Raw genomic sequence first — 16921 nt, forward strand, 5'->3', positions numbered from 1 at the left:
CTCTGCGCTTTTAGTCTGTAACCGATGATAAGCTTGCGAACACTTCATCGGCATAAGCACGGGCATCGTACATAGCTTGAAAAACCACATCCATCTTTGACGCAGGGCGGATCATCATTAGCAGTTCATGAGCAGTTTGCCATTGCTCTTCTTCCATCGCCTTTACAAGTTGTAAGCTCGCACCTTGCATGCCATTGAAGTTTAACAGTGCGCTCGAAAGCTCACTACCCAGTGAAAACTCTTTGGCAATGATATCAAGCTCCATATCTAAAATAGCATCAAGTACGGATAGTAAACCGACTAAATAACCCTGCTCAGCTAGGTGTTTACCACCGGGTTCAAGCATCAGCGCAATAAATTTAGCTCTTGTTAAGCCCAGTTTAGTTAGCTCTTGCGGTTTATCGTTGCCTAACTCGCTCAGCGCTAATACCCGTACAAATTGTCTAATCGCGTCTTCACCAAGGTAAATAACCGCTTGTGAAATCGAACGAATTGTTTGCTGACTATTGCTGATTCGCGCATTAACTAATTTTAAAATGCGTGCTGTAAGGCCTATATCTTTAGCAACACGTTGTTGAATTGCATCAAAATTTAAATCTGTTTGCGCAGTACAGTTAAGTAATTCAAGCACGGCAACTTTTGATGGTTCAACATTACCAAAACTTAAAAGCTCTGGCTTGGCAAAAAAGTAGCCTTGAAACAGGTCGCAACCAGCCGCTTTTAGTTGCTTAAAGTCTTCATACGTTTCAATGCGCTCCACTATGATAGTGGTTTCTGGGAAGCTGCGTTTGAGCTTTTTGATCATCATGTTGGTTTTGATAATCGGCTGCGTAACTTCAAGCTTAATAAAATCCATCAAAGGCAAAATATCTTGCCATTTCTCAGTGCCATCGTAATCATCAAGCGCGAACAAATAGCCTTCTTGTTTTAATTGCTTAACGCGGTTTACTACTTTTGGAATGCTAGTAGCCCGCTCTACTATTTCGATAACTGCACTGCGTGGTTGCAGCAACTTAGGGAAGTCATCCAAAATAGCGTCAGTCGATAGGTTGATAAACGCAGGTTGAAAACCCGTTAGCTTCTCGAGTCCCATCAACATTAACGCATTAAAAAACAGTCGACCTGTCGCTTGGCCATCACTCGTGCCTACTGGAAAGACATTATCGCTCGATTCTCTATACAATAATTCGTAAGCATACAAACTTCTGTCAGCATTAAATATCGGCTGCCGGGCTATATACTGAGTCATGCTCTGACTTTTGTTACCTTCCATACTTAATTCTGACATTCTACTTCTCACTTAGATGTGGCTAACTCCACATTACTATTGTTGTAAGTATAGTGAAAGATGTTTGCCTTGCTAAATCATTATATTCATACCCCTACAATGACTAAGGATATTCCGCTTTGGACCTGCTTTTGCTATAATGCGCGCTGTTTTTCTTACCTTGTTAACTAAAAAGAGCCTCCTATGAGCATTGAACAAGCCCTAATCGAACGCAGTAATAACCAATGTGAACTTTGTGCCGCTACAGATAACCTGTCTGTATACGAAGTGCCGCCTGTTACAGAGGCTCATTCTGATAAATGCATTTATGTTTGCCAAACTTGTAAAGATCAAATCGAAAACAATGCTGATTTGACTGCAAACCACTGGCACTGCTTGAATGACAGCATGTGGAGTCAAACTCCTGCTGTACAAGTTGTGGCTTATCGCATGTTAAAGCGTTTAGCTGCTGATAACGGCTGGGCACAAGATGCACTAGATATGATTTATCTTGAAGAAGACACGTTAAAATGGGCGCAAACAGCCTTAGCTGAAGATGACGATATTAAGCACATCGACAGTAATGGTGTTGTACTTCAAGCGGGTGACACTGTGACACTTATTAAAGATCTTGATGTGAAAGGCAGTAGCCTTGTTGCTAAGCGTGGCACAGCAGTAAGAAACATTGGCTTAACGAGCAACCCAGAACATATTGAAGGCCGTGTTGATGGTCAACGCATCGTTATTCTAACCAAATACGTGAAAAAATAACGAGCACTCAATTTGCTTTTTAAAGCGAATCCGTAATTAATAAAATGGGCCTAGTGCCCATTTTTTGTTAATTAAGCTATGATTAAGTCAGCGAACTTTATGCTTATTCAATTACAAAGACGCATAACCCTAAAACGCAAGGAAACAATCATGGCTTCGGATACCATCTCATCTTTCAAACGCGCTTCTCTATGCAGTTTAATGATCTTAGGGAGCAGCTTAGTATTAACAGGTTGTGGTGAAGACTCTGCCGCACCACAAGCTGAGCAATCAACAATGAAAACCCTCAATACTCAGGTTATTTATTTAGACCGCAGCATGCTGCCACCGGGTTCAGTATTAAAAGTACAACTTGCTGATGTATCAAAAATGGATGCCAAAGCAGAGGTTATTAGCGAACAAGAAATTGAGTTAAATGGCGCACCGCCATATAACGTGGCACTTGAGTATGATGAAAGCAAAATTGCTGATCGTCACCGCTACAGTGTGAGTGCACGCATTGAGAATCAAGGTAAATTACTTTACATCAGCACCACTCATAATAATCCATTTGCCGAAGATGCCTCTGGTGATGTGTACAAGGTGACTGTGACAAAAGTATCAGCGAAAAAGCCAGACGTAACATTGACCAATACGTATTGGAAAGCAGTTACAATCAGCGGTGAGGCTATCACCGTTGAAAATAAAGAACCTTTCGTACAGTTTAAAGACGATGGTTCAACCAATGGTCACTTAGGTTGTAATAACTTCTCAGGCAGTTACGAAGTTAACGAGCAGACGCTTACATTCAACCCATTAGCAAGCACCAAAAAAATGTGTGTATCACAAATGGATATTGAAGCGGCCATGTCTGCAGCACTTGCGGCAACAGCTAAGTACTCTATCAATGGTGAACAGTTAACCTTGTTAGATGATAGTGATGAGCCACTTGCGACCTTCGCAGCGACTTACATGAATTAACAACAGTTAAATAAAAAACGCCCAGCAATTGCTGGGCGTTTTTGTATTGAAGTAATTATTCTTCAACTAACTGCTCACTGCGATAAAAACCACTGCTATCGCTTAGTAATGAAACAAGCTCTGGTAATACCGCATCCATTGTTTGTTTTAGTTTCCATGGCGGGTTGATCACTATCATACCCGATGCTGTCATACCGTGAACGTCGGTGTCTGCCTCCGTTGCAAGCTCGAAAAGCTGAATGTTACGCATACCCGATGCGATTAAGCCCGCTTCCATTCTGTCAATTCGCTCACGATCTACAACCGGATACCAAATCATGTACGTTCCAGTTGCAAAGCGTTTATGCGCTTTCATAAAGGTATTAACAACCGTATCGTAGTCGTTTTTGATTTCGTAAGGAGGGTCAATAAGCACACAAGCTCGACGTGATGCTGGTGGTAATAAACCAATTAAGCCTTGAAAGCCGTTTTCACCACGTACGCGAATAGAACGCTTACCTTTCATATTGTCTTGCAGTAACTCTAAGTCACGTGGATGCAACTCAAAGAACCAACCGTTATCTTGGCGACGTAAAAAGTGCTCTGCAATTTTTGGCGAACCAGGGTAAAAATCTAAATTACCATTTGAGTTAAATGATTTAATCAGCTCAATGTACTCATTAAGTGCATTGTGTTCACTGTTATGCTGCCAAAGCTTAGCAATCCCATCTAAATACTCTTGTGTTTTTTGTGCATCACTGCCTGCAAGTTCAAAAAAGCCAGCACCTGAGTGGGTGTCCACATAATCAAGTGGTTTGTCTTTAATTGTTTGGTATTTAAGAACTTCAGCTAGAACAAGATGTTTTAGCACATCAGCAGGGTTGCCTGCATGAAAAGAGTGTCGATAACTAAGCATATTTATAAATCGCCAAATGCAAATCTGCATTAAAAATGAATAGCCATATTGTACATGATAAACAGAAAATGATCCTAGCATCTGGCGCTTTGGTGAATCATAAATGAATAAAAAAGCCGCTACGCTGAATTACACCTTAATAATAAATAAAAATCCTCTAAAACGGCCGTAAATGCTGGCATATCAAGACACTTTCCTTTACATTTGCATGACAATAATCACAGTTTTATGAGCGCATTTATGAATAACGAAACTCTTTCCCAACTCGAACAACTGATCGACAAGTTAATTCTTCGCAACAGTGAACTTGAAAGCGAAGTTAAAAGCTTACAAGAGCAAAACTCTAAGCTTTTAGATGAGAACGAAACTCTGCAACTAGAAGTACTAGAAAACGAAGAGAAACAAAAAGATACAAGCAGCACACTAACTGGCCTGCTTGAGAAATTACAAAGCGTTCAACAGGCTAGCTAATGAGCGGCCCACAAAGTCAGCGGGTCACCGTAGAGCTACTAGGTAAAGAACATGAGTTCTCTTGCCCACCTGGGCAAGAGCACGCCCTAGTTGCTGCTGCACAAAATTTGAATGACTTAGTGGAGCAAATGAAACAACGCTCATCGGTTCGCAATGACCAAAAAGCGTTGCTGATGGCAGCATTACATTTAAGTCATGAATTGCTTGAAGTTAAATCTCAACAAGCAGAACAAGAGCAACAACATGACAGCTTAATAGATAAGCTCAGCCAGCACCTTAGTATTTAGAAAAAAGCGCATCCTGCGCTTTTTTTGTTTACAATCAATTCTACTATCCACTATCAGAGCGAAACACTATGCGATTTTGTGCTTTTTTGATCTGTCTTTTCGTAAGCTATAGCGCCCAAGCAAGCGTTAGCTGGCATAGCATCACTCCCGAAATTCAATTTCTACAACAACAAAATAAACTGCGTTTTTACGATTCGAATCAAGTGCTGATTGAAGGTAAAGAATGCGCATTAATGTTTGATGCCAGTGGTAACTTTGCCGAAGTAGAAAAGCTCGCAGTGCAGTTAAAAAAACGCTTAAAAACACCATTATGTTATTTAGTAGCGAGCCATTATCATGATGATCATCTGCTAGGCTTAGCCGTTTTACAGGCTGAGTTCCCTGAAGCTAAGCTTATTGTGCATCAGCAAGTAGCGAATGAGTTTTCAGCAATGCAGCAAGCATTGACAGATAAATTAGATGGTTATGAAAAAAGTATTGAATTGAGCTATCAACGCCTTGCCAATCAACCTGAAGATCAACAAGCTATTTGGCGCGACAAACTAGAACTTGCTAAAAAACGCTTATTTCGCTGGCGAGAGCTCACCTTAAAGCCACCAGCGATTAGAATTACTGAACCAACACAGCTAGACATTGGTAATTACCCTATCGTTATTACACCGTATCAAGCACACACTAAGGGCGATCTCACTTTAAGTGCAGATCAAGGTCGCGTGCTGTTAGGTGGCGATATAGTCGACAGCTTACCCTATCCTGGGCATGGTACGTTTTCTAGCTGGATAACCACGCTGCAAGGTATCCAAAAAAATACCACACTGACAACAATTTTACCGGGTCACGGTAAGCCACTGACACCTGCTGAGCTTGCACTCCCTTTAAGGTTTTTAAAAACCATTCAAGAAATGACAAATTCCTCGCCAGATAAACCAGTGAGTGAATTAATTCCGCTTTTTCCTGCAGAGGTTAAACAGCAATACCAGCTTGATGAAGTGGGCGAAAGAGCGTTTTCTATGTTTCTAGAAGCTGGACTTAAACAAAGCAAATTGTCAAAATAGGGCTAAAATAGTAAAAGGATTTTATTATATGGCTCAAGTAAGTTTGAAATATTTACTTTTGCTGAGCTTGTTTATTGGCTTACAAGGATGCCAAGTAACTCAGCAAGAAACAGAACAACAACGGGCAAGGCCGGAGATTTTTAGCCATTACGAGCCCGATTTAACAACCCAACAAGCACCTAGTGAGTTTGTCGATTCAACAGCTGTTGAACCGCGTCCTGTTGCTGCGCCCATAGCAGTCAATAATACCCCGCTAGCAAAGCTTCGTTCGAAAGATCTATGGCAGCATATCGCCAACAATTTAACGCTGGTATTTCAAACCAATAAACATACATCTGCACGAGTAAAATGGTATTTAAAACAACCCAATTACCTGATTAAAGTAAATAAACGTGCGGCACCTTATTTGTATCATATCGTCACACGTATCGAGCAACAGAAGCTACCGATGGAGCTGGCCCTATTACCCTTTGTTGAAAGTGATTTTAGACCAACAATACGATCATCAGAGCAAGCTGTTGGTGTTTGGCAGTTAGTCGGCGCAACGGCTTATCATTTTGGTGTGCAAAACGACCAATGGTATGACGGCCGCCAAGACATACTCGCTTCAACCGATGCCGCTTTAGCTTATTTAAGTTACTTACATAAACGCTTTGATGGTGATTGGCTGCATGCCCTTGCTGCCTATAACAGTGGTGAAGGGCGCGTTAAAAAAGCTATCGAAAAAAATAAAAAGCTTGGGAAAAAAACTGACTATTGGTCATTATCACTACCAAAAGAAACCGCTGAATATATACCTAAACTTTTGGCACTTAGCTATTTACTAAAACATCCTGAACAAGGCTTAAAACGCCCTAAATTAGCGAATAAAGCACTCACTACAGAATTTGATGTTGGCCAGCAATTTGATTTTTCGGTGATCGCTAACTTATCTGGCGTGGGGCATAACCAGCTCCACAAATTAAACCCAGGATATTTAAAAAACCAAAGCTCGCCAAATGGTCCACATACTCTGCTTTTACCTATGGAGCGCCGCACCTTGTTGCAAAGTAAGCTGTTTCGCAACAACTTTGCCGGTGAGTATATAGTGCAAAAAGACGATACCCTTTATGGCATTGCCAAACGCTTTAATATGTCTGTAAAGGATCTGAAAGCGCTTAATAGCAAAACAAGTAACCTGATTAAGGTCGGTGAACAATTGCGCTTATCACAGCCCCAAACCATGCCGGAATCACTTATGGTTGATTACAATATCAGCCCTTACCTTGAACAGCATGAGGAAGTTATCGCAACCATTGCGGTTGATTACCTAGTCAAACCAGGTGATTCAATTTGGAGTATCAGTCAGCTATACGACGTGCCTCATAAAGACGTCGCAACATGGAATAAACTCAGTGCCACCAGCATTTTAAAACCAGGCACTATTTTAACATTGCACCTACCGCAAGCAAAACCCGCTGAGCCGCAAGTACCAGCCAGCGAAGCCATGTTGTCAGGCATCGAAAGCTCGTTGAAAAAGCCTTGATTGCTCACTCTTTGTGGTTAGCGTAAAATCAGCGCCTATATTTAAATTCTAAAGAGAAATAACATGCAGATCAGTAAAGACGCAGCGGTTGAGTTTCACTACACACTTAGTGAAGCAGGCGAGCAAATCGAATCAAGTAAAGATGGCGAGCCACTTTCATATATCCATGGCACTGAAGGCATGCTTCCTGGTCTTGAAAAAGCCCTTGAAGGTAAAGCAGCTGGCGATAATTTTAGCGTAACACTTGAGCCTAGCGAGTCTTACGGCGAACGCGTTGATAACCTTATTCAACGTATTCCACTTAAGCACTTACAAGGCAACACAAAAGTGTGGAAGCCAGGTATGACTGCAATCGTTCATTCAAACCAGGGTCGTCACCAAGTGACTATCGTTAAAGTAGGCCGTTTCAATGCCGATTGTGACTTAAACCACCCATTTGCTGGTAAAACACTAACGTTTGATGTTGAAGTGATTAATGTTCGCCAAGCAACAGCCGAAGAATTATCACACGGCCACGTGCACGGTGAAGGCGGTTGTGGCCACAGCCACTAAGGATTAATGATGACAAACGTTGCAATTGTCACTGGTGGTAGTAAAGGTATTGGCAAAGCTATTGTTGAGCGTTTAGAACGTGAAGACTACACAGTATATAACTTAGATATCACCCCGTCTGAGGGCAACTATCGCCACTGTGACGTTAGTGATATTCAGCAAGTGAAGTCGGTTATTGCCGAAATTATTGCCGAGACGGGTCGCGTTGATGCCTTAATTTCTAATGCGGGTCGTCATTTAAGTGCCAGCATCGAAAATACCGATGAAGCAACGTTTGATGCCCTGTTTGCGCTCAATGTGAAAGGTGCCTATGCAGCAATTCAAGCTGTATTACCTAGCATGAAAAGCCAGCAAGGCGGCAGTGTTGTATTGGTTGCCTCTGATCAGGCAATCATTGGCAAACCAAACTCGTTTGCTTATAACCTCACCAAACATGCGCTAGCTTCAATGGCAAAAACGACAGCACTCGATTATGCCGCGTTTAATATTCGTGCTAATGCGGTTTGTCCGGGTACGATAGAAACACCACTGTTTCATAATGCGATTGATGCATATTGCCAGCGCAGTGGTGCCGATAAAGCAGAAATTGTTGCTGAAGAAGCCGCACTGCAACCGCTAGGCCGTTTAGGGCAACCAGAAGAAATTGCTGCTTTGGTTAATTTTTTAATAAGTCCAGAAGCAAGCTTTATAACTGGTAGCTTACAAAGCATTGATGGTGGATACACCACGCAATGAGCGACAAAATTATTGACCCACATGTGCACTTTTTTAACCTCACTGAGGGTCAATACACTTGGCTACAAGGTAACAATCCCCCCGCTTGGCCAAATCTAGATAAAATAAAAAAACAAATTACTGCTTCAGAGCTTAAAGCCGCTTGCCCATTTCAACTAGAAGCGCTGGTACATATTGAAGCTGGCTTTGATAATCAAGCGCCAGTAAATGAGCTTAATTGGCTTGCAACGCATTTAAATGACATTCCCTATCGCGCAATCAGCTACAGCGCGATTGACGCATCTAGCAAACACTTTGAAGCGTCACTCAATGAGTTAAAGCACTCATCTTTGGTTGGTATTCGCGATATAACCGAAGGTGATGAAGCAAAGCGCTTATTAACTCCTCACTGCCAAGATAACCTAGCCATGCTCGCAAGCGAAAACTTACACTTTGAAGCACAGTTTGAAATTGAAAACATGCAGGTAACCGAGCAGATTATTAAATATTGCACCGCACTGCCCTCATTACGTGTGGTAATTAATCATTTAGGCTTTATTAGTAATGAGCAAAGATGGCTCGAAGCAATCATTAAACTCAGCCGCTGCGATAATATCGCGATAAAATTCTCAGGGTTAGAGTTCACGCAAATAGCAGTAAACAAACATCTTTGGCTGGTTAATAATTTAGTTAAGTACTTTGGTGAACATCGAGTGATGTTTGCCAGTAATTTCCCTGTTTGCCAAATAAATACCAGTTACACAAACTGCTGGCAGCACTATCACTCACTGTGCTCGCAGTCGAGTTTATGGCATAAACTAAGCTATAAAAACGCCCGCGAAATCTATCTAATTGCTTAAAAACTAGCTATATTCAGGTCAGTAAAGCTGTTTAGGTTGGTGTTATGTTTGTTCATTTTAAAAAGCCTTTAGCTGCTGTAGCAGTTACGTGTTCGCTTATCATTGCAGGCTGTGGTGGTTCTGGTAGCTCAGAGTCAGGGACTATCGATGCTGCTGATATCACATGGACTGAAGGTGTATTTGAGCCATCAAATAAGTTTGACCAACAATGCCAAGCACTTAATGAAAAGCACTGGCTACGCGCTTGGAGTTACGAAACCTACCTTTGGTATGACGAAATTGTTGATCGCGACCCTGCATTAACTGACGGTGTTTTAAATTACTTTGCCTTATTAAAAACCCAAAACACCACTGATTCAGGTGCAAATAAAGATAACTTTCATGCCAGCTTGCCAACTGACGAGTGGCAAGCTCAGAGCCAATCGGGGCAGTCTTTTGGTTATGGCTTTAAACTTAAGTTAATCAGTGCCAGCGCCCCTCGCCAAGGGATTATCAGCTACACAGAACCTAACTCACCGGCTGCAAACCTCAATCTGAGCCGAGGCTTAGAAGTCATTGAAGTGGATGGCGTTGACTTTGTAAATGCCAGCACCCAAGCTGAGGTTGATGTATTAAATGCAGGCCTCTTTCCATCAGAGTCTGGCAAGGTGACCTCTTTTGTATTCAAAGACATTAATACCAGCGAAATTCGCGAAGTCACTATGACTGCACAAACTATTACAGGCCAAGCAGTTAGCAACATAAAGACCTTCGCTAATGGTGAAGTAGGCTACTTTCAGTTTAATCGCCATAATGCTGTAGCAGAAAAACCCTTATACGATGCCTTTAATGATTTAGCTGCAAGTAACGTTAAAGATTTAATTATTGATATGCGCTATAACCCCGGTGGATTCCTGCAAATGGCCAGCCAAGTTGCTTACATGGTAGCTGGTGAAAGCAACACCACAGGTAAAATCTTCGAGCGCACTATTTTTAATGATCAGCATCCAACGTTTAACCCAATCACTGGCGATCGCTTAGAGCCTGTTTATTTTACTGATGAGTTTTTAGGCTTTGCCGAAAACCCAGCTGTCAGCCCAGGAACTCCATTGCCTTCGTTGAACCTAGAACGTGTTTTTGTGCTGACAACGGGTAACACCTGCTCAGCAAGTGAGGCAGTGATTAATGGCCTACGCGGTGCCGACATCGAGGTAATTCAAATAGGCGAAACAACCTGTGGCAAACCCTATGGTTACTACCCAACTGATAACTGTGATACTACGTATTTCAGTATTCAGTTTACGGGCGTCAATAATAAGGAATTTGGTGAATATGCAGATGGCTTTGCACCACAAAACAGCAACGATAGCGAGTTTCAACCTGTAATGCTCCCAGGCTGTGCTGTTGCTGACGACTTCACTCATCAATTAGGCGATGAAAGTGAAGCTATGCTAAGTACAGCGCTTAGCTATCGTGAGACTGGCCGCTGCCCTGCCGCCACTTCAACGATTAGTGAACAAGGGTTTGCACCGGCTATTTTTACAGACACACCGAAAGTCCTTGATACCCGTACTTCTACCTTGCTTCAGCAAAGTAAAATTTTAGAGCTGTAGGAACCTTAATGAGAGCCCAACTAACTAGTCTATTACTGTTATCGACACTGCTAGGCTGTAGTGCTCAAAGCCAAGAGCCAACACCGAAACTACAGCATGCGCGGTTAACTGAGCCACAAAGTGAGCTAATAGCAAAAGGGATAGCAAGACTAATGCATAGCAAGCCTATCGCTATAGCCGATGATGCGTTTATAAATAGCAGTGTATTAGTGACTGATAGTATGAATGTACTGGATGCGCAAGGTAACCCGATAATGGGTAAACAGCTAGCTATGCCTGAGCGTTTTGAATTATTAATCAAAAATAAAATGTGTTTTGTGCGCCATTTAGATAGTAAAGCGACCGAGCCACTGCCTTTGGTAAAATGTAAACCGATAAACTAACCTAAACTAAAAAGCAGATATAAAAAAAGCCCTTACGGGCTTTTTTTAAAATATATTAGTGAATGTTACTTAATCTCAACACGTTGTGAGCGCATAACGACTTCATCATTTAATTCAATACCGATACCTGGTTCTTCTGATACTTGGAAGAAACCATTTTTAGGTTGTGGATCTTGAATACATAACTCACGGTTCCATTTTTTAATCGCATAGGTGTGATGTTCGTGAATTAAGAAGTTAGGAATTGCGGTTTCTAAGTGTAACGAAGCTGCAGTTGCTACTGGGCCGCCACACACGTGAGCTTGAATACGCACATCAAAGATATCTGCATAATCACACACTTTTTTAGTTTCAGTGAAACCACCACACAGGCCTAAGTCTGGTTGTAATACATCAATACTTTGATCTTCTAAGTATGGACGCACACCCCAGCGGTTATACAAACGTTCACCACCTGCAATTGGCACCGCTACTTTATCAGCAACTTTTGCGTGTAATGAATGATTTAAGTAATTCACAGGCTCTTCGTAATACATACAATCGAACTCTTCAGCAATTTCACCAATTTGAATTGCTGATGTCGCACCAGGTAAGCTGTGACATTCAAAAATAATGTCAACTTCGTCACCGACTGCTTCACGAATAGCTTGCATACGCGCACGATATAATTTCATTTCTGCACGAGAAATAATGTTAGTGCGATCGTAGTAAGTATTGCCGTTTTTATCGTACTGGATAGGGTCAACTTTTACCGCATCATACCCTTCAGCCATCGCCTTTAATGCAGCTTCTGCGTATTCTTCTGGGTGAACAAGCGCTTTAAATTCGCTGTCCCAGTCAAACTGTAATTGTGATGCATAAGTACGCAGCTTATCGTTAACTTTACCACCTAATAGCTGGTAAACAGGCAAGCCTAATGCTTTACCTTTAATATCCCAAAGTGCAGTATCAATGGCGCTCATTGCTGCATATACAACAGGACCACCACCTAAACCCCAAAAGCTTTCGCGTAGCATTCGTGACCACAGTTTTTCTGTTTGAAATGGGTCATGACCAATTAAAAAGGCATCAGCCATTTCTTTGATCATTGCCGCAGCTGCGCTATGACCTAAATCATAAGCCAGACCCGCTTCACCCACACCGCTAATACCTTCATCGGTGTGAATACGCACAAAAACAGGTGTCCAAGCAGGTCTGTCTGGACAATGAATATCGAACACTTCGACGCGATTAACTTTCATGGTTACTCCTTACTGAGCAAAACTAGGATCAAGACGATAAGCTTTACGCAACATGGCTGGCCAAGCTAACTGGCCACCTGTGCTGCCACTATGCACGACATTCGCTTGATTATAAATATTATCGATAATAGGTTGTGGTACTGGAATTGCCGTTTGACCACTGGCTTGAATAGCCAATTGAATTTCACAGGCACGCTGCAAATCATAAAATCGCATAAAGGCATCTCCCACTGTTGGGCCAACAGTTAAGCCACCGTGGTTAACCAATAGCATGTGATTAGTAGTGCCTAAATCATCTTGCAAGCGCTTTTTCTCATCACTGTTTACCGCTAACCCTTCGTAGCCATGATAAGACAATGATGGCAATGAGAACATTGAGTATTGGCTAAGTGGTAACAGGCCTTTTTCTTGCGTTGCAACGGCGATGGTTTCTTTTGTGTGTAAATGAATAACACAGTGAGCGTCATCACGAACTTCATGAATAGCGCTGTGAATAGTGAAACCAGCCGGATTAATTTTAAATGGCGTGTCATCAAGAATATTGCCAGCTAAATCGACCTTCACAAGGTTTGATGCCGTCACTTCATCAAAACTAAGACCAAATGCATTAACTAAATAGTGATCTGTGCCCGGTAAACGTGCTGATAGGTGGGTATAAATTAAATCCCCCCATCTAAAGTGCTCAACTAAACGATAACATGCAGCTAAATCAACACGAAGCTGCCATTCTTGTTCAGATACTTTATTTTTTAAATCGAGTTTTGGTAAGTCAAACATGGAAAACCTTGTATATGTGACACTGCACAAATAGATGTATAGAAGTCTAAATCACTATTAATAGATGATCAATAGGTGATACAAAAAGGCCACATCAATTGATGTGGCCTTTTCACGCTAAAATGGTGTTTATTTTACTTGTGATAAGTAATCAGCAATTGCAGCCATTTCTTCTTCAGATACGTTTGCAACCATTGCTTTCATCGCAGCAGCCATACCGTTGCTACGCGCACCTGACTTAATGTCTTTCATTTGTGCTAGTAAGTACTCTTTATTTTGACCATTTAATTTAGGGTACTGAGCCATGATAGGCGCTTTACCTTCTGCACCGTGACAAGTTTGGCAAAGCTTAGCTGTGTATAGTGTTGCACCATCCGCAGCCATAGTGTTGAAAGATAGGCTTGCAGCCATTGCAATGCCAGCCCCACATAAAATTTTCGTGATCTTGCTCATTTGTATCTTCTCTTTTTTGACGGGTTATTAAACATTTTCTTTAGTGTAGACCATGATTTAACAATATTGCACCCGAAAATTGTAACGGCAATAGAAACAGTCACTACCAAATTAAATCATCAGGTACTTCAAAATCAGCATACGGATCATCTTCATCCTTTTGCTTATCTTCAGGCTCAACATGGAACACTATGTAGTCTTCGCTGACTTCAGCGACTTTTCGTGCTGGTTCGTCTTCCAGTACAAAAAATTGGCCTTCTAAAACACAAATTGCTAATCGGCCACCAGCTAGGGCCTTTTGTGTTTTTTCGTTTACTTCGAGTTCCTTCACTTTATTTTGATAAGTGAAGTTAAACGTACGGTCACCACGAATTTCATCTTGGTTGTGATGCTCTAAAATCTGCTTAACGCGAGCCACTTGCTCACGTTGTTTTTGCTCTTCTAAACGCGCTTTATTAAGCTCGTCGGCTTTTTTCTGCTGCTCAAGCTTAGTCTGCTCAATATGCTTTTGCAGATCGCTAGGATTACTCGTGGCGCCTTTCTTTTTCTTCTTTTGCTGTTTTCGCTTTTCAGATTTGGCTACTTTAGCTTTATGTGCCGTAGTAAGACCAGCCTTAAGTAATTGATCTTGTAATGAACCCATGACGAAATTCCAATTTATTAATGCGTATTAGGGTTATTTTAATCAGCTCTGCCAACAAATAACAGTACTGAGCCCACTTGATTCACAGCAATCGAGTATATTGATGTGAGATTAACACGCGATGAAATCATGACATATTGATTTAACGCAAGATTTATCATTTTAGTCGCCTTTGAACTTGTAAAAAAACCTGTACCCGATAAGCTAGGGCTTTTCCTCTTGGGAGCTAAAAATGCAGCTGCGACATTTGTTACTTTGCTCTGTGTTTATTTTCTTTGTTTTATACGCCCCACAACCCTTACTTGGATTATTTGCCAGTCATTTTTCTGTGTCACCTGCCACTGCTGGTAGCTTAATGACTGCTACTATGTTGCCACTAGCAATTGCTCCTTTTGTGTATGGCTTGTTTTTAGCTAAGCGAAACCCACTAACAATTCTAAAGATTGCCATGTTTGTGTTAGCAATCAGCTGTATCGCTTTTACTTTAGCACCAAGCTTTGAGTTGCTATTACTGGTTCGTTTTATACAAGGGATCACCCTACCCGCAGCGCTCACTGCCATGACCAGTTATATTGGTGTGACTTTTCAGGCTGACCAATTACAACGTAATATGACACTTTACATTGGCAGCACCATTGTTGGTGGCTACTTCGGACGTATGCTCGCCGCCTTGTTTACTGACTTTTTAAGCTGGCAAAGTTTTTATTATGTGATTGCGCTTGGGTTAGTACTATTTGCACTCGCCATTCCTAAATCAAACAAAGGTGCGAGTATTCATGCTGCAAAGTCGCCGCTGTTGTATCTAAAGCAATTAAAAGATCCGTTGGTATTAAAGCTCTACGGAGCGGTGTTTTGTATGTTCTTTTGTTTTGCGGCACTGTTAAATTATTTACCTTTCATTCTGCAAGACAGTTTTGCTATCACTAACACCCGAGACATCGGACTGGTTTACAGCGGCTACTTGTTAGGCGCGCTGGCTTCCATAGCCACACCTTGGCTGTTACGAAAGTCATCAACACCTTGGCGTTTACTAACCTGGGTTTTTGTATTTTATAGCCTGACAATGGTGCTATTGATGAGCCAACAGTTATTACTTTTTGTTATTGCTTTTACTGGCTTTTGTGGCGCAATGTTTGTTATCCACTCAAGTGCCGCTCCACTGGTAAATAAAATCAGCAGCGCACCTGCAAGTGTCACCAATGGCGGTTATGTATCGTTTTATTATAGCGGTGGGGCATTAGGTTCATTATTGCCAGGACTGGTATATCAGCAACACGGCCAAGTTGCCTTTATGACCGTGCTACTTTTAGTCTGCTTAGTGGGTTTAAGCTTAGTTTATTTGGCAGGTAGAAATACAATACGCGGTTGATGCCCGGTACTTTCAAAAAACAGCTCTAAGTCCTCTTTTTTCATCAACCAAGTGGCGGTATTTTCAAAAGGGTGACAATGAAAAAGCTCGTTAAACCAAATTTCTTGGTCTAGCCAAAGAGTGACATTATTTTGCTTATCGTTTAACAGTGCCAACATAGAAACACAGCCCGGTGGCACTTTAAGATAACGCGCTAATCGCTCATCAGATGCAAACCCTAAACGCGATAACCCCTGCTGCTGAGCAATGGCTTTTAAGTCGAGCTGCTTATCGTGAGCGGTGATCACTAAAAAGTGGCGCTTACCTTCGTTATCTCGTAAAAACAGGTTTTTTAAACGTGTGCCCGGTCTATCGAGCATATACTTATCGGCATCTAAGCTGCCGTGTAATGGTGGATGCTCAATCACATCATAATTAATATCTAATTGAGCTAGCGTAGCAGCTAACTTGCTTTTATCTGCATACATTTACAAACAACGTCCTCGTAATTGCACACTTAAATCACGCCACAATACTTCGTCAATAACGTGTTTATCGTCGCAGTATTGTCGTTCTTTAAGCTCTTCATTTAATAATTCAACCGCTTGGTCTTCGAGCATAAGTTTTAAGTTGCTCGACTCTTCAAATACTTCTTGCTCGGCAAAATCTTTAAACTGCCTGCGTGTCATTGGCTTATCGAGATTAATCGGGCGTCTGCCCTGTGCTTTAACTGACACCACATAGGCAAAAATTTTATTGCCTTGCTCATCATTTTTTTCGTAAAACTGCTTATTATTGATTTCAAAAGGAGGCGCTTCTTCTTGGCTTGCGCAACCGGCAAGTAAAACAACCAAAAGCCATGCTATTTTTTTCATTATTGGATAAGCCTTGAACAGTGAATGCGCTTTAGTCTACCAAAAATAAAACAACAGAGTAAAAAATCGAACATTTTAAAAAAAATACTTGACCACAAATGCAAAAATATTTAAAGTTCACCCCGCTTGAGACGCAAGACTTAAGCATCCTGTATTTAGGAATGTGGGGCTATAGCTCAGCTGGGAGAGCGCCTGCCTTGCACGCAGGAGGTCAGCAGTTCGATCCTGCTTAGCTCCACCACTTTCCTACCT

The 16921-nt window shown here is 41.6% G+C and carries 20 protein-coding genes and 1 tRNA gene; 13 read left to right on the top strand and 8 right to left on the bottom strand.

Annotated elements, in window-relative coordinates:
• Nucleotides 1–10: 10 nt before the first annotated feature.
• Nucleotides 11–1288 (bottom strand): EAL and HDOD domain-containing protein, encoded by a 1278-nt coding sequence (locus tag MTF66_RS30485; RefSeq protein WP_248529507.1) that lies wholly within the window; start codon nt 1286–1288, stop codon nt 11–13.
• Nucleotides 1289–1471: 183 nt separating this feature from the next.
• On the opposite strand from MTF66_RS30485, the gene MTF66_RS30490 reads away from it, so the two are divergent.
• Nucleotides 1472–2038: an alkylphosphonate utilization protein gene (locus MTF66_RS30490; RefSeq protein WP_058583950.1), complete on the top strand. Its 567-nt coding sequence runs from the start codon at nt 1472–1474 to the stop codon at nt 2036–2038.
• A gap of 150 nt (nt 2039–2188) precedes the next feature.
• On the top strand, nt 2189–2998 hold the full coding sequence (locus tag MTF66_RS30495) for an META domain-containing protein (RefSeq protein ID WP_058583951.1): 810 nt from the start codon (nt 2189–2191) through the stop codon (nt 2996–2998).
• A gap of 55 nt (nt 2999–3053) precedes the next feature.
• Here MTF66_RS30495 and MTF66_RS30500 read toward each other — a convergent pair whose 3' ends face one another.
• Entirely contained in the window at nt 3054–3893 is an 840-nt protein-coding gene (locus MTF66_RS30500; RefSeq protein ID WP_248529546.1) for a 23S rRNA (adenine(2030)-N(6))-methyltransferase RlmJ, read from the bottom strand.
• A 240-nt stretch (nt 3894–4133) separates the two neighbouring features.
• Between MTF66_RS30500 and MTF66_RS30505 the strand changes: the two genes are divergently transcribed.
• From MTF66_RS30505 to MTF66_RS30545, 9 genes are all read left to right on the top strand, one after another.
• Nucleotides 4134–4364 carry a cell division protein ZapB gene (locus tag MTF66_RS30505; protein WP_054563591.1) on the top strand — a complete coding sequence of 77 codons (231 nt, stop codon included), beginning with the start codon at nt 4134–4136 and terminating at the stop codon, nt 4362–4364.
• A complete protein-coding gene (locus MTF66_RS30510) occupies nt 4364–4651 on the top strand; it encodes a cell division protein ZapA (protein ID WP_054563511.1) in 288 nt (95 codons plus the stop codon). Before MTF66_RS30505 ends, MTF66_RS30510 begins: the two co-directional genes overlap by 1 nt.
• Nucleotides 4652–4719: 68 nt before the next feature.
• Nucleotides 4720–5706 carry an MBL fold metallo-hydrolase gene (locus MTF66_RS30515; RefSeq protein ID WP_248529508.1) on the top strand — a complete coding sequence of 329 codons (987 nt, stop codon included), beginning with the start codon at nt 4720–4722 and terminating at the stop codon, nt 5704–5706.
• A 28-nt stretch (nt 5707–5734) separates the two neighbouring features.
• Nucleotides 5735–7231 (top strand): LysM peptidoglycan-binding domain-containing protein, encoded by a 1497-nt coding sequence (locus MTF66_RS30520; RefSeq protein ID WP_248529509.1) that lies wholly within the window; start codon nt 5735–5737, stop codon nt 7229–7231.
• A gap of 63 nt (nt 7232–7294) precedes the next feature.
• Entirely contained in the window at nt 7295–7783 is a 489-nt protein-coding gene (locus tag MTF66_RS30525; protein ID WP_054552455.1) for a peptidylprolyl isomerase, read from the top strand.
• Nucleotides 7784–7792: 9 nt separating this feature from the next.
• On the top strand, nt 7793–8518 hold the full coding sequence (locus tag MTF66_RS30530) for an SDR family NAD(P)-dependent oxidoreductase (protein WP_248529510.1): 726 nt from the start codon (nt 7793–7795) through the stop codon (nt 8516–8518).
• On the top strand, nt 8515–9357 hold the full coding sequence (locus MTF66_RS30535) for an amidohydrolase (protein ID WP_248529511.1): 843 nt from the start codon (nt 8515–8517) through the stop codon (nt 9355–9357). The genes MTF66_RS30530 and MTF66_RS30535 overlap by 4 nt, the downstream gene beginning before the upstream one ends.
• Before the next feature lie 44 nt (nt 9358–9401).
• Nucleotides 9402–10949: a S41 family peptidase gene (locus tag MTF66_RS30540; protein WP_248529512.1), complete on the top strand. Its 1548-nt coding sequence runs from the start codon at nt 9402–9404 to the stop codon at nt 10947–10949.
• A gap of 8 nt (nt 10950–10957) precedes the next feature.
• Complete coding sequence (locus MTF66_RS30545; protein ID WP_248529513.1) at nt 10958–11332, top strand: hypothetical protein; 375 nt, start codon at nt 10958–10960, stop codon at nt 11330–11332.
• 65 nt (nt 11333–11397) lie between these two features.
• Here the strand turns inward: MTF66_RS30545 and MTF66_RS30550 are convergent, their stop codons facing one another.
• The 4 genes from MTF66_RS30550 to MTF66_RS30565 all read right to left on the bottom strand — a co-directional run bounded on the left by MTF66_RS30550 (nt 11398) and on the right by MTF66_RS30565 (nt 14446).
• Nucleotides 11398–12573: a mandelate racemase/muconate lactonizing enzyme family protein gene (locus MTF66_RS30550; protein ID WP_054552450.1), complete on the bottom strand. Its 1176-nt coding sequence runs from the start codon at nt 12571–12573 to the stop codon at nt 11398–11400.
• 9 nt (nt 12574–12582) lie between these two features.
• Nucleotides 12583–13350 (bottom strand): class II aldolase/adducin family protein, encoded by a 768-nt coding sequence (locus MTF66_RS30555; RefSeq protein ID WP_054552449.1) that lies wholly within the window; start codon nt 13348–13350, stop codon nt 12583–12585.
• 129 nt (nt 13351–13479) lie between these two features.
• Entirely contained in the window at nt 13480–13803 is a 324-nt protein-coding gene (locus tag MTF66_RS30560) for a c-type cytochrome (protein WP_058583960.1), read from the bottom strand.
• Nucleotides 13804–13906: 103 nt separating this feature from the next.
• Entirely contained in the window at nt 13907–14446 is a 540-nt protein-coding gene (locus MTF66_RS30565) for a DUF2058 domain-containing protein (RefSeq protein WP_054563501.1), read from the bottom strand.
• A 232-nt stretch (nt 14447–14678) separates the two neighbouring features.
• Here MTF66_RS30565 and MTF66_RS30570 point away from each other — a divergent pair, with 232 nt between their 5' ends.
• The gene (locus tag MTF66_RS30570) at nt 14679–15815 is read left to right on the top strand and encodes an MFS transporter (protein WP_248529514.1); all 1137 of its coding nucleotides are present in this window, start codon (nt 14679–14681) and stop codon (nt 15813–15815) included.
• Here the strand turns inward: MTF66_RS30570 and MTF66_RS30575 are convergent.
• The gene (locus MTF66_RS30575; protein WP_248529515.1) at nt 15782–16282 is read right to left on the bottom strand and encodes a prolyl-tRNA synthetase associated domain-containing protein; all 501 of its coding nucleotides are present in this window, start codon (nt 16280–16282) and stop codon (nt 15782–15784) included. The genes MTF66_RS30570 and MTF66_RS30575 overlap by 34 nt on opposite strands.
• The gene (locus MTF66_RS30580; RefSeq protein WP_054552444.1) at nt 16283–16669 is read right to left on the bottom strand and encodes a hypothetical protein; all 387 of its coding nucleotides are present in this window, start codon (nt 16667–16669) and stop codon (nt 16283–16285) included.
• A gap of 165 nt (nt 16670–16834) precedes the next feature.
• Here MTF66_RS30580 and MTF66_RS30585 point away from each other — a divergent pair.
• Nucleotides 16835–16910: transfer RNA gene (locus MTF66_RS30585), tRNA-Ala, on the top strand.
• Nucleotides 16911–16921 lie beyond the last annotated feature (11 nt).

It is taken from the genome of Pseudoalteromonas sp. 2CM39R, from assembly GCF_023161845.1.